This is a genomic window from Mesorhizobium sp. B2-1-8 (assembly GCF_006442545.2).
GTDB lineage: Bacteria > Pseudomonadota > Alphaproteobacteria > Rhizobiales > Rhizobiaceae > Mesorhizobium.
On the sequence record NZ_CP083952.1, the window covers coordinates 2,810,642 to 2,824,182 of the forward strand.

A 13,541-nucleotide genomic window follows, 5' to 3' on the forward strand; every position below is an offset into this window, starting at 1 on the left:
TCGGGCTCAAGCGTCAGGACGACGCCCTGGAGCAGTCTTCCATGATCGGCTCGACGAACCGATGCAGCTTGGCCGGGTTGCCGCGCCAGATGGAGTTGGGCTCGAGTTCCTCGCCCTTCATCACGAAGGAATCGGCATCGACCATCGATCCCTTGCCCATCACCACGCCGTAATGGACAAAGGCGGACGGCCCCAGCGTGCAGCCATCGCCGATGCGGATGAAATCGGACTTGAACGCGCCTTCCTCCAGCGAGTGGGCCTGGATGACGCAGCCTTCGTTGAGCGTGGCGTCGTCGCCGATCACCACCAGCGAACGCTCGGTCAGGTTGGCGCCGCCGTCATACACACGCTTGCCCACCTTGACACCCAGCATGCGCAGGATCATCGGCCGGAACGGCGTGCCGGCGAACAGGCGCACGATGGGCGAATCTGCGAGCTTCCAGTGGCGCTCATGGCGCCAGAAGGTGACGTCGTAGATGGTCGTTATCTGCGGCTTTAGCTTGCGGAAACCGAGGCTTGCCCGCTCGACGAAGATGTAGAACGGAATGGTGATCGCCGAGGTCAAAAGCACCGCCGCGAAGAGGGCGATTTCCGCCCATTCTGTATAATAGTTCAGCGCCCGGTCCCAGATCGCCAGCGTGGCGAACAGCATGATCCATTGCGTCGCCAAGAACAGGAGGATCGTTACCAGATTGTGACGGTTCTTGAGCGGGATACGCTGGCGCCGGTCTTCCTCGTCGATGCCGGCGATGAGTTCCTTGTCGCGGTTCACCATGCGCGGGATTTCAAAGGGGGGCGAGCCCAGAAGGCCAACATTCTCGCGCAATGGCCCGTCGATCGGGACCATCACCTTGGTGCCGAGCAGAACGTTGTCGCCCGTGCGTCCATCCGGCGGATAGTAGATGTTGTTGCCGAGATAGTTGCGCTCGCCGATCCGCGTCGGCTCGAGCCGGAACGCGGAAGCGGACTTGTGCATGTTGATCATGAAAAGCCCGTCCGACACCATGGTCTGGGTGCCGATCTCGCACAGCAGCGGGTTTTCGTGCTGCTGGTTGGAGCCGAAATTGGAGCCGGTCTGCACCACCTTGTTGAGGTTCCAGCCGATGGCGCTCATGTAATGGACGATGGCCGAGCTGTCGCCGAACAGCAGCCCGAGCACGCGGGAGTTGCTCGAGAACTCGGCAACCGTCTGCAGCCAGTAGCGGAAGCCGTAAAGCGTGTAGGTGCGGCCGGGTTTCAGGATCAGGCTGAACAGGCGCGGTACCACCGTGGCGGCGAAAAAGGCCACGGCGATGTAGCCGAAAAGCGTGACCGTGGTGCCGATCGCCACGATGCCGATCGTCTCCTGATAGTCGTCGCCGACATTCTCCCAATAGCTGTGGAACAAAAGCGGCAGCGGGGTGACGATCGCAAACAGCCCTATCAGTTGCACGGCCTCGTAGAGGAAGCGCCGGATGCGGGGAGGGTTGACGTTGCGCACCTTGCAATAGTCCGCCGTGGTCGGCACCGCCGGCGATCCATGCCAGTGTTCGCCGTCGGGGATGCTTTGCCCGCGCTGCAGCGAGGAGGAATGGCCGAGTTGGCCGCCGTCGCCGATCGCGGTGTCGATGTCGAGCGTGCAGCCGACGCCGACGAATGCGTCGCGGCCGATGGTCAGCGGCCCGGTGTGGATATAGCCGGCCTGGGCGCGGTAGCCAAGGATCAGCGATTCCTTGCGCAGGATCGTTCGGTCGCCGATCGAAATCAGGTCCGTGCACACGGGCACTGCGCGGGATTCGATTACGACGTTCTTCCCGATCCTGGTTCCAAGGAGCTGCAGGTACAGGCTGTAGAGCGGGCTTCCGCGGAACAGGACGACGGGTGCGGAGCGGATCAGGGTCTTGACGACCCAGAAGCGATAGTAGCGCAGGCCCCAGATCGGGAAGGCTTCCGCCTTCCAGCGGCCGACCAGCACCCATTTGGCGAGAACGGCAAAGCCCGACATGCCGAAGAACACACCGGCGGAGAGCACCACGCACCTGACATAAAGCTGAAGCGGATCGTCGAGCGTGTCATAGACCCAGTTGAGGCCGCCGTTGATCGCCCACAGCGCCACGTAGCTGTAAAGCGCGTAAAACAGCAACTGCGCCGCGCCGCAGGTCCAGTAGACGAGGTTGGACGCCTGGCGGGTGAGAACGGGCTCGTTGGTGGCCGTCATCATCTCTTCCGCCACGCTCAGGTGCTTGGCCAGGCGCGCCACGGTCGGATAGAGATAGATGTCGCGCATGGACGTCGTCGCCCATTCCTTGCGGGTGCGGACGCGGGCGCAGAAATGCGCCATGAGCAGCGAGTTGGCGCCGAGATCGTCGAAGAAATTGTCCTCGACCGACACCTCGTCGAACTTCAGCACGGCGCATAGCGCGTCGGCCAGGAAACGCTCATCGTCATTGCCGGGCGACACCATGGCGCGGTCGGCCGACAGCCTGACGCTGGTCGGTTTGGGCAGCTGGCGAAGGTCGACCTTGTTGGAGACCGTCATCGGGATCGCCGGCAGTTCCTCCAGGTAGGAGGGCACCATGTAATCCGGCAGCCGTCGCTTCATCGTCTGGGCAATGTCGGCGCGCGAGAGCGCAGGCTGGCCGGCCTTGGGCGCATAATAGGCAACGAGCTCGACGCGGCCGGGCTCGATCTCCCAGGTGGTGACGGCGGCCTGCGCGATCTCGGGCTGGTCCAGCAGCACGGCCTCGATCTCGCCGAGTTCAATGCGATAGCCGCGGATCTTCACCTGGGTGTCGATGCGCCCCGCATACTCGATCTCGCCGGCGTCGTTGATCCGGCCAAGGTCGCCGGTGCGGTAGATGCGGTTGGACGGATTGTTCGGCAGGCCGAGGAAATCGGCGATGAACTTCTGTTCGGTCAGGTCCGGCCGGTCGAGATAGCCGACCGCCAGCCCGATGCCGGCAATGCCGATCTCGCCCAGTTCACCAGGTTCGGCAAGCTGCGGCAGCGAAGGGTCGAGAATGACGATCGAATAGGTGGGCAGCGGCGCGCCGATCGTCACCGGCCGGTCCGGCGTCAGCGCTCCCATGGTTGCGGTGACGGTCGCCTCGGTCGGGCCATAGGTGTTGAGGATCCGCCGGCCCGGCTTCGACCAGCGCACGACCAGATTGTGGGGGCAGGCCTCGCCGCCCACCAGCAGTGTGCGCAGGCTTGATACCTCCGATGTCATGGACGACAGAAGCGTCGGGCTGCAGGCCATGCAGGTGATGTCGTGATGGCGCAGGAAATCGGCGAGCTCTTCGCCCACCAGAGGCATCTGGCCGGGTGCCGGCACGACGGTCGCGCCGGCGACGAACGGCACCCAGATCTCCTCGGAGGAAAAGTCGAAGGCAATGGTCATGCCCTGGTAGACGCGGTCGCCCGGCTTGTAGCCGTAGGATGCGGCGGCGACGCGGATGAAGTTGACGAAGCTCTGGTGACGGATGGCCACGCCCTTGGGCCTGCCGGTGGTGCCCGACGTATAGAGGATATAGCAGATGTCTTCGATTGCGGCCGGCGCCTTGTGCGGCTTCAGCGGCGCGTCGGACTGGGCTGAGATCTCGGCGGCGGCACTGTCGATCAACAGATGCGGAACCGGCAACTGGCCGGCACGCGATGCGTAGGTGGCAATGGTGACGATCAGGCTGACGCCGGCGTCTTCGACGATGAGCGCCATGCGCTCTTCAGGAAAGGCTGTGGCCAGCGGCACGAAGGCGGCGCCCGCCTTCGCCACGGCGAGCAGGGCCACATAGGTTTCCGCGGACCGGTCGAGGATGAGCCCGACCCGGTGACCCGGCCGCACGCCACGCTTGACCAGCAGGCGGGCGAACTGGTTGGCGCGCTTGTCCAGCTCCTGATACGTCCAGGTGCGGCCTTCGGAAATCACCGCCGGCAGCGTGGCGAATGTTTCGGCGAGTTGCTCGAAGACCTTGTCGAGCCGCTCATCCGGCTGACCTGCCCGGGCAAAGTCGGCACCCACCAGGATCTGGCTGCGCGCTACCGAGGCAAGTTCCGCAAGTGCATCGGCGCTGTCGGGTCTGGTCTCGGGCTCTCCGCCCGATCTTGCCGCTTCCCTGTCCAGTTCGGCGATATCGATACCGTGGTCCATTTCCAAACTTTCTCGTCCTGGCGAAGCCGTCACGGGCACATCTCGATCATGCCGCCGCTCGAGCAGGCATTATCGGCTGTACCGGCGCTGCAATTTGATCGTGGTTGATGGAGGTGGAATGACCGAAGCGTCCAAAACGGAAGATTCCGGAATCCCGACCGGAGATCGCTGATCGCCGGATCCTCTTTGGCCGGGCGGTTATCACGGAATCGGCCGTCCTGTCTTCACATATTCGGCAGCATGAGCGCGGGGCATCGCCTGGAGGCTGCCGGCGGCGGGCGACATGCAAGGCAGGGGCCCCATCCGTCCGTTCGAACCTCGTAGCATCGCCCGTGCCCAACCCCGTGCGCTTGTGTCCGTGCGCCCTGTGCGGCGGCCAGATTTCCGGCCGTTGAGGGATGCTTATGCCATCCGATCTTTTCGCCAGTTTTTCTGAACTGTTGAAACTTGTTTCTGGATTGTGTCTGGGCGCGCTTCCGCATGGCCGCCGCCGCCGGTTTCTGCCCTTCCCGAAAAAATCCCGCCCCGCTCGGGAATAAAGCGCGGCCCCTGCGGGTCTTCTCTGCAAGCGGGCAATCTTGCGGTCCGCGACCCCTGGAAAACGAAACAAGGATTTACCGAAATGACCAAGCTCGCTCTCAGCGTGGCTGCGATGTTGCTCGCCTCGAGTTTCGCCTTTGCCGGTAGCGACCATTTTGGCACGAGCGCCGCCGACCAGACGCTCACCACCGTCGACAACACCTACACCGCCTCGACCGCCAAGCCGGAGATTGTCCGCCACGGCATGCGGGCGACGATGAAATCTGATGCGGATGAACCAGGCCAGGGCATCTGGGGCAACTGAGTTCAGGGGTTCGGACCATCCTCCAGGTCCTGACCCCGTCCGCAATCAGGACGGAGGGCCATGTGGCGTGGCTCCTCCGTCACCTGCACCGCCACCGCCACCGAAACCCACAGGAGAATACGCCATGTTCAGCATGTCACGACGCACAGTGCTTCAATCCGCCGCCGCCGCTGCCGCCTTCGGCCTTGCCGGCAAGCTCGAATTCACCCGGCCCGCCTTCGCGCAGATGCCGGTGGAACCCACAGTCGGCTTCTACAAGTACTCGGTCGGCGGCATCGAGGTGACCGCTATCTATGACGGCATCTGGAAGAAGCCGCACGACCCGGCCTTCATCAAGGATGTTTCGGTCGACGACACCAAGGCGGCACTCGCCAAGGCCGGGCTGACCACCGACTTCATGCCCATTCCGCTCACCGTCGCCGTGCTCAAGATGGGCGGCAGGCTGATCATGATGGATGCGGGTTCCGGCGTCGGCCAATGGCAGGCCAACGCCACACATCTGCCGGCCAACATGGCCGCCGCCGGCATCGACTACAAGGCGATCGACACCATCATGATCTCGCATTTCCACCCCGACCATGTCTGGGGCCTGATGGAGAAGGGCACCAACACGCCAGTGTTCCCCAATGCCGAGCTGATCGTCAACGCCACCGAATATACCTGGTGGACCGATCCCAGCCGCCTGGCCAAGCTGCCCGAGGGGCGCAAGCCGGCGGGCAAGCGCATCGCCGAAAACTTCCCGAAATGGAAGAACTGGAGGCTGGTCGAGGATGGCGCCGAGGTCGTGCCCGGCATTCAGATCATCGCCGCACCCGGCCACACGCCGGGTCATTCCGTCTATCTCGCCAACTCCGGCAAGGAGCAACTGATGATCTCGGCCGACACCATGTATGTGCCGGCGCTTCTGGCGCCGCACCCGGAATGGCAGGGCGCTTACGACCAGGACGGGCCGACGGCGATCGCCACGCGCCACAAGCTCATCGACCGGGTGATCGCGGACAACATCCGCATTTCCGGCTCGCACTTCCCGTTCCCGGGCACCGGCGTTTTCGTCAAGGACGGCAATGCCTACGGCTTCACTCCGGTGCAGATCTGAGCACGAGCTCCCAACCAAAGCGAGAAAGACAATGAAACAATCCTACCTGGGCAAGCACGCCCTGTTCGGCCTGCTCGGCGCCATTGCCGTGTTGACCGTCGTTCCCGTCGCCACGATCATGCCGGCCTTTGCGGTGGACGACATCGAGGGCGCCGACGCGCCCGACCTCACCGCCGTCAAGGCCAAGCTCGACGCCAAGGACTATAAGGGCGCGCTGGCGGACCTGCGGGACCTCGCGCAGGACAACCAGCAGGCCGATGTCTACAATCTGCTCGGCTTCACGCTGCGCAAGACCGGCGACACCGCCACCGCGCTGACCTACTACAACAAGGCGCTGGAGCTGAAGCCCGACCACAAGGCCGCCCGTGAGTATCTGGGCGAGCTCTATGTCGAGACCGGCGACATGGCCAAGGCCAATGAGCAGCTGGCCTCGCTGCAGAAACTGTGTCCCGCCGGCTGCGAGGAGCTTTCCGACCTGCAAAAGGCCATCGACACCAAGGTGACGAAGTAGGGCGGCGGCGCAAGTTCCCCCTCACCCGGATTGCCAACCGAATTGCAAAGAGCAATTCGGGGCAATCCGACCTCTCCCCGAGGGGAGAGGAGGGCGCTGGCGCCGGCATCTGCCTCTTCTCCCCGGCGGGGAGAAGGTGGCCGCGAAGCGGCCGGATGAGGGGGCCTTGGCGTGAACCTCAACGCGAAATGAACCAAAGTTCGGGCGCTCGTGGCTGGCGCCCATTGCCGGAGCCGGCGCCTCTCCCTCGAGCCGGCTCCGGCCCTTTCAAGCATCACATTCGGCAAGCGCCATCCCCGCGCGTGCCCGCATGGTGTAGAAATATCGGAGCCCGACCATGACCCTGAACGAACGCGCCGCGAAGCTGCACACCCTCGCCACCAAACTCTATGTCAGGGATGTGACCCTGCTTGTCGGGCGCATGCTTATGTCCTTCATCTTCCTGCATGAGGGCGTCACGCTGGCCACGCATTTCGAGGGCGCCGCCAAGGCCATGGCAGCCCTTGGCGTCGGCCTGCCGCTGTTCATCGCCACCATCGCGCTGCAACTGGGGGCAGGGCTCTCGGTGGCAACGGGCCTGCTGACGCGGCCGGGCGCAGTCGGGCTCGGCCTGTTCTGCCTGGCCACGGCCATGCTGTTCCACACCAACTTCGCCAGCCAGAACGAACTGCTGCATTTCGAGAAGGATCTGGCCATATCAGGCGGCATGTTCGTGCTGGCCGTTGCCGGCGCGGGCAGGTTCTCGCTGGACTGGTTGTTGGCCGGCTATTTGCAGCAGCGGCGGCGCGACAAGGAAATGGTGGCGGCGCTGCTGGCGGTGGAGAACCAATTTTCCCTGGAGGTGAGGTTGCCGACTTGAGCGGAGCTGAGCCCGCGCCGCCCACGCACGCTTGCGCGCGCTGTGCTGGAACCAGCCTTGATGCTCCGCATTCTATAAGCAGGGACTGAAGGAGCGTGACGTGAAAGCGATTTTGGCACTGGTCGGCGGCTTCGTCTTGACGCTTGCGGTCTTCGGCAGCGGGCTGGGCTTTGCCGCCTGGCTGCTTGCCGCCAAGCCGGCGCATGAGGCAAGGCCGACCGTCAGCGTGGCGGAACTGTGGACCAGGAACGCGCGGCCGGTGAACAAGGCGGCGCAAAATCTCCAGCGCTTGCCGGCCGACCAGCCCGCGCCGCCTGATATCGCGGCCAAGGAGCCGGCACCCGACCCGGCCGCGACCGGCTCGACCGCGCCCGCAGCGGCCGAACTGCCGGCGTCGCATCTCCAGTGGTGCGCCAGCCACTACCGCTCCTACCATCCCGACGACAACAGCTACATGTCCTATAGCGGGCGGCTGCGCCCCTGCGTCTCGCCCTATCTCGACGCCGGCGCCGACCGGGGCGCTTCGGCCGAAGTCAGCTATGCCGAGACGGGCGACGCCGCTTCCACGACGGCGCTTTCCGCCGACCATGTCGATTCCTGCTTCAGCCGCTACCGCTCCTACCGGCCCGAGGACAACAGCTACCAGCCCTATTCCGGCGGACCCAGGCGCCAGTGCGAGTAGCCGCCAGGTGCGGGCGGGCAGGCTGAAGGTCGGCGCCTTGTGATGCCCGGCGATCACGCAGATTTTTTGGATCGTTCGGATCGGCGCGGCGTTCATGCCTCACATGAGTGGAGGAACGATATGAGCGACGACCGCGACGACAAGATCAGGAACCGCGCCTACGAGATCTGGCAACGCGAAGGCGGCGCGCATGGCGACCATGACCGGCACTGGCGCCAGGCCGAGATGGAGATCGACCGGGAGGCCGCCCTGCCGCTCACGGCCGGCGACGCGCTGCCGCAGACCGGCGAGATCGCCAGCACCGACGTTCTGACGGTGGAGGAACTGGCCGTCCGCACGGGCATATCGGGCGACGAGGCGCAGGAGCTGCTCGACCGCCTGGGCAACGACCGCGCCGCGATCGAGCAGGCCGCGCGCAGCCTCAAGGCGAAGAAGCGCAGCTAGGCCACGCAATTTCCAAGGGAAAACCGTTTCAGGCTTTTCCTGGAATTGCCCTGATCAGCGCACGAAAACGCGGCGCCACCGGTACCCGGCGCCGGTGGGCTTGGTGCGGTCTGACCGGCGTAACCCCAAAGGCATCGGCGACATGAAATCGGTCGGAACCCTTGGCCGCCTCGGAGGTTCACCCTGTCCAAACCCGAGAGGAGATGCACTGATGGACCACGCAAATCACGTAAGGCTCCGCCCCGCCGAACTGACACCGGACACGCTTGAAGGCGCGTCCATCTACGGCCCCCACGACGAGAAGATCGGCTCTGTCGACCATATGCATGGCAGCGGCCTGGTTGTCATCGATGTCGGTGGCTTCCTCGGCATCGGCGCCAAACCGGTCGCCGTCGCCGCCAACGAACTCGATTTCATGCGCGACGAGGACGGCGACGTCCACGCCGTGACCAACTGGACCAAGGACCAGCTGAAAGCCATGCCCGAACACCGCGACTGACAAAAAGAAGGGCTCGGCGACGGCCGGGCCCTTCGTCTTTTCCAAGGGAGAGACCGATGATCAGGAAGCTGAAAGACGGAAAATACCGGCTTTATTCAAGGAAGAAGGACGAGAAGACGGGGAAGCGAAGGAATTTGGGGACGTTCGATACGCGGGAAGCGGCGGAGAAGCATGAAAGGGAGGTGCAGTATTTTAAGCGGGGGTGAGGGGGTGGCTTACTATCAAAATGAGAGACAGGCCGGGCATTACCAGTTCAATCCGCTAAACCCTACACAGACTTTTTTACCGCAAAGACTCGACGTTTGCATGTCATAGCTACATGCTTCTAGTCTTGGTGCGAGGATTCGAGCTGAATCCTAAATGGGATGGGTGGCTAAATTGGGGGGTGGGCTGGATTCTCGCGGCAAAGTCAGACCGACTAGGTATGATCGGCGCCGGACATACAAAGACTTGCGGAACATAAAGAGTGCTGCGACGCGCAACATTATCAGGGGCGTACTCGCGAAGGACGATGCGAAAATTATATCGTCAACTGGCATAAACCTTATACGAAAGAACGCGCATGTTGGTGACTTGGCGCTGGCAGCAAGGATGCTGCTTGGGCGTGAAGGCGCGTTTCCGTTTCCTAACACCGGCGGGACTTATCGGAATCTGCTGAAGACGCATCAACTCAATCCAATAGGCTCTGAGGAAGAGATTGCCTTTGTAGTTGGTCACCTTAATGGATGGAAAGAGAGATCCATTGGGATAATTGGTGCAATCGCAACGTTGGCCCCGTTGGCTGGAGCAGACTACGTTGATGCATTGAGCGCCCTTAGCTATTTTGCTGTGGAATGGGGCGCCTCTAATTATCTGGCGAAGAAGACCGCTTATATAATGGCTCGCGGCAGCGAAAACCGGACGGACGAGTTGACGGCTCAGTTCTCACATCTGTCCGAAATCGTAGATCAACGGAAGCACCCAGGTCCATACTTTACAGCCCTAGAGTCGATCGATATCGAATTTCCATACTTCCCAGCAATGTCCACTCGCGTTCAAGGCTATCAGAAATATGCGAAAGGAGACTTCCGGCAGCTATTACATCTAAATAACATTATTCCTTCCCCGGTTTGTATGTCCGACGTCGGCCCGTTCCTCCGAAAATCGCACGCGATGTCACTGGTCGATGAGGTAGTCGGTATCCTTCAATTGATGCACATCGGCGAGGCTTGGCCCGGAATTTCCAGCACCATAAAGCTGACAATGGACCCAGAACTGTTCGTCGCTTTTTGCGACTTTCAGAAATCGGCTTTTGACCCTTTAGCCCTTTACAATGATGTCGGGCCGGAAGACGCCGATTTCACATATTATAGGCGATCGATTGCATTTTTGGAGTTCTCCAAACCTGCACGATATCGTCATTTCGTTGATAGGGTGCTTGCGTCAAGATTGTTACCGGGGTTCTTCGATAGTGAAGACAGTCTACTAGGTTACCCTCAGCCAACTAGTAAAGATTTGAATAAGGGACTGGTAGGATTTCGGAGCCCTATGGATTATGAAAACTTTCAGAATAGCGGTATATTTATGCGTACAATATTCTTCCTGATATACATGAAGACGAGTTCGCAAGCGCATAATTTAAATAGCCATGAGCTCCGTTTCATTCTCGAACATACTCAATCCCTCGACGTTTTGTTGGCGGAGCAGGAAATAGAGCGCTTGTATGCCTTCTGCGACGAGGCTTCAAGGCCCCTCGTCACTGTCCTTGCTCTGGCGCTATATAAGTCACGCGCGGTCGATGAGGATGTGGATTTTAAATTCAGACTAAGTCTGTCTAACACCGTACTAGAAAAATTCAGCGGAAGCGTGGAGAAATTCATTGAGTGGCTTCTGGTGTCTACTCCAAATATCGCCAATTTTTTACTTGTAACTCTTGACCGCCCAACGCTTCAAAAGCTCTATTGGGTGATTAGTTCTGCCGACCAAGCTGATATCGTTAGACAGTCAATACTCCGCCTGGTTGGTAGAGCACTTGAACGTATCGACTATCTCATCGAAGCGGACGCAATCGAGGCGCAGCGTCAGGTGTCAAAACTTAGGAAGTATTTTGATGACAGTCGTATATATATTGACGGATTCGGAATGAAGAAATGGCTAATCGAGAATCCGAATGCTTATACTCAGGAGTATGCAAGAGTTATCGAGCATGAGATAAAAACAATTCAAGCCACTACAATTGTCATCGGACCGAGCGGAATACAGACTGGAACGGCTGAGATTCCTGCTAACAATGCCTTTGACTATGTTCTTATGGAAGTTGTAAAGTATGCTTTTGCGCAGTTCTGTCTAAATACGAATTTTGGAATTGAATCGTACCTTGGTCGGCGTATTAGGCATAACACACTTATGGGAACGATGCTCGGTGGTGTCGATTCCATTATTGAACGGCCGCATTTCCAAGCGTTGGCAATAGATTATGACTTTGTGGAGGCCAATGACAATTGGGTTGAGTCATATCGGTCGCTGGTTAAGCACATGCGCCTTGATTTGCTGCAATTCAAATCTCCTAATAAATCTAGAGGGATATTCTCTGCTGAGATCAAGGACGAAGACGAGATAACTCGCATAAATCTAATTCAGCTGCGGCTCTCTGCTATAGCGGGCAGAAGTTATGAAATTTTCTTGGACCTGCTTATTCGCTTTTGTTGGATTGAGATCGAGCCGCAGCTCGCGAGCGCTTCAAAGGTGATTACCGTGGATATTCTGCACCAAGCTCAGGCGAGCATGGATGAGCATCTGGGAGGGTTCACGGGAGAATTGCACCGGCAGTATCGCACCGAATTGTGGAATGCTGTCTATGAAAGGTTCACTCGTCTAGCACTACTTTGGCAGTTTAGGTTTGAGGGCGTGTGCGGGCAGCTTCTGACAGTGAGGACATCTGCGGGGTGGCGATCGCGTGAAGAGGTCGAGAATGGCTTGTCTAACAGCTGGCATGCTCGGTTGTGGCGGTGGTCCGCCGACTCTTTTTTTTTCGTCCCGCTGCTTTGAGGCGGCGGGCTTGGAGAAAGGCGTAGGCGATCATGGTCATCAAGGCATGTCGATGTAATCCAGTCCATGATCGGCCTTCGAAGTGGTCGAGGCCGAGTTCCTCCTTCAATTGCTGATGTGCCTGCTCACAAACCCACCTGGCCTTGATCGTGGCGGCGAGCATCTTGAGGCTCGCATCGGCCGGTAGGTTCGACACATAGTATTTTTGCTCGCCAGTCGACCGGCGTTCGCCGACGAGCCAGACCTCGTCGCCTGGCATGCATTGCACGCGATTGTCGAGCATCCGGTGCTTATGACCATCCGCAACGCGGACACGGCGAGCCGCAAAGAGGCATGTCAGCCGACCTTTAGTGCCGCGCCGCCAGCTTATCTTGTGCCATCTCTCACCAGACAGCATCACCTCGGCAGAGACCGGCGGCTGGTCTGGGACATGATATTGGCGGCGCCTGCCGGTGGTCGCGACCGGGAAGATCAGATCAACATCGGCCGGATAGACGTTTTGGCGTCGCGATAGTCCTACAGCCCACAGCAGACCGCGCTCACTTAAAGCCTGACGAAAAGAGCTGCTCGACCCGTAACCCGCGTCGGCAAGCACGCAGCCGAAACGCACGCCGGAGGCGATGATACGATCGATCTCTTCGATGGCGATCTCCGGCTTTGTCAGAGCGACCTGTCGATCCTTCGGGACGCGCGCCCGCATCATCCGCTCGGGATCATTCGTCCAGGTGTCGGGCAGGAAGAGCCGAAGGCCCACCATCACCGGCACTTCGCGCGAGGCCAGGGTCACCGACACCAGTGACTGGCAATTGGACGTCTTGCCAAGCGACGAAGCGTATTGAGGCGCGACACCAACCGAATGTTGTCCCTTCTTCGGTAACGCTGTGTCGTCGATGACGAGAAAACCCGCCTCATCGCCGACCAGGCGATCTGCCTCCTTCAGCAGGGCGGCCTCGAGCGGGGCGCTGTCCCAAACCCCTGCCGCGACGAAATGATGAAGCTGATCGTAGCCGACCTCGCCAGTGCGCGCGGCCATCGGTTGTACGCTCTTACGGTCGCCCGGCCCGATCAGACCAGCAATGTACAGCGGACACATCCGGCGCCGAGCTGGATGCGAAAGACCTGCCAAAAACGGTTGAAGCCAGTGCTCGAGATCGGCTTGCCAGTCCACATCCATTGATCGGCCCTCCACAAGCCGACCTCCCATGAATCACGCAAACTCTCTCTTGGGAATTCCAAAAACGCGCCGCCGCTAAAAATCTGCCAAAGTAGTGCTAGGCAGTTGGTTCCGACAACCCGAGAGCGGATTCGTAAGCGCTTCCACACGGCAACTCGGCGATCTCATCGTAATGGAGGTGACTAACCACGCTTTGCTCCCGGAGTCCGCCCTCACTTGGCAAGGTGACAGTGTCGATTTAGTCCTTGACGGTCTGTCCGTCCATAGAATGTACGATTG

General features: G+C 60.3%; 10 protein-coding genes and 1 pseudogene. 9 read left to right on the forward strand and 2 right to left on the reverse strand.

Annotated elements, in window-relative coordinates; genetic code table 11:
- Positions 1-13: 13 nt before the first annotated feature.
- On the reverse strand, positions 14-4,126 hold the full coding sequence (locus FJ970_RS13770; RefSeq protein WP_181178656.1) for a Pls/PosA family non-ribosomal peptide synthetase: 4,113 nt from the start codon (positions 4,124-4,126) through the stop codon (positions 14-16).
- Between the two features lie 622 nt (positions 4,127-4,748).
- Here FJ970_RS13770 and FJ970_RS13775 point away from each other — a divergent pair.
- The 9 genes from FJ970_RS13775 (at position 4,749) to FJ970_RS33900 (ending at position 12,088) form a co-directional block, all read left to right on the forward strand.
- Positions 4,749-4,970: a DUF680 domain-containing protein gene (locus tag FJ970_RS13775; protein ID WP_140759641.1), complete on the forward strand. Its 222-nt coding sequence runs from the start codon at positions 4,749-4,751 to the stop codon at positions 4,968-4,970.
- Between the two features lie 124 nt (positions 4,971-5,094).
- Complete coding sequence (locus FJ970_RS13780; RefSeq protein WP_140759638.1) at positions 5,095-6,066, forward strand: MBL fold metallo-hydrolase; 972 nt, start codon at positions 5,095-5,097, stop codon at positions 6,064-6,066.
- A 31-nt stretch (positions 6,067-6,097) separates the two neighbouring features.
- Positions 6,098-6,577, forward strand: a complete 480-nt coding sequence (locus tag FJ970_RS13785) for a tetratricopeptide repeat protein (RefSeq protein ID WP_140759635.1) — start codon at positions 6,098-6,100, stop codon at positions 6,575-6,577.
- A gap of 337 nt (positions 6,578-6,914) precedes the next feature.
- Positions 6,915-7,436, forward strand: coding sequence for a DoxX family protein (locus tag FJ970_RS13790; protein WP_140759632.1), 522 nt, complete (start codon positions 6,915-6,917; stop codon positions 7,434-7,436).
- A gap of 100 nt (positions 7,437-7,536) precedes the next feature.
- Positions 7,537-8,118 carry a BA14K family protein gene (locus FJ970_RS13795; protein ID WP_140759629.1) on the forward strand — a complete coding sequence of 194 codons (582 nt, stop codon included), beginning with the start codon at positions 7,537-7,539 and terminating at the stop codon, positions 8,116-8,118.
- Between the two features lie 120 nt (positions 8,119-8,238).
- Positions 8,239-8,562, forward strand: coding sequence for a DUF2934 domain-containing protein (locus FJ970_RS13800; RefSeq protein ID WP_140759626.1), 324 nt, complete (start codon positions 8,239-8,241; stop codon positions 8,560-8,562).
- Positions 8,563-8,773: 211 nt separating this feature from the next.
- Positions 8,774-9,061: a PRC-barrel domain containing protein gene (locus FJ970_RS13805; protein ID WP_140759623.1), complete on the forward strand. Its 288-nt coding sequence runs from the start codon at positions 8,774-8,776 to the stop codon at positions 9,059-9,061.
- A gap of 56 nt (positions 9,062-9,117) precedes the next feature.
- Complete coding sequence (locus tag FJ970_RS13810) at positions 9,118-9,267, forward strand: hypothetical protein (RefSeq protein WP_140509404.1); 150 nt, start codon at positions 9,118-9,120, stop codon at positions 9,265-9,267.
- Between the two features lie 367 nt (positions 9,268-9,634).
- The gene (locus tag FJ970_RS33900; RefSeq protein WP_415752033.1) at positions 9,635-12,088 is read left to right on the forward strand and encodes a hypothetical protein; all 2,454 of its coding nucleotides are present in this window, start codon (positions 9,635-9,637) and stop codon (positions 12,086-12,088) included.
- Here FJ970_RS33900 and FJ970_RS13815 read toward each other — a convergent pair.
- Positions 12,021-13,299: pseudogene (locus FJ970_RS13815) on the reverse strand (IS701 family transposase). The gene FJ970_RS33900 and the pseudogene FJ970_RS13815 overlap by 68 nt on opposite strands.
- Between the last annotated feature and the right edge of the window lie 242 nt (positions 13,300-13,541).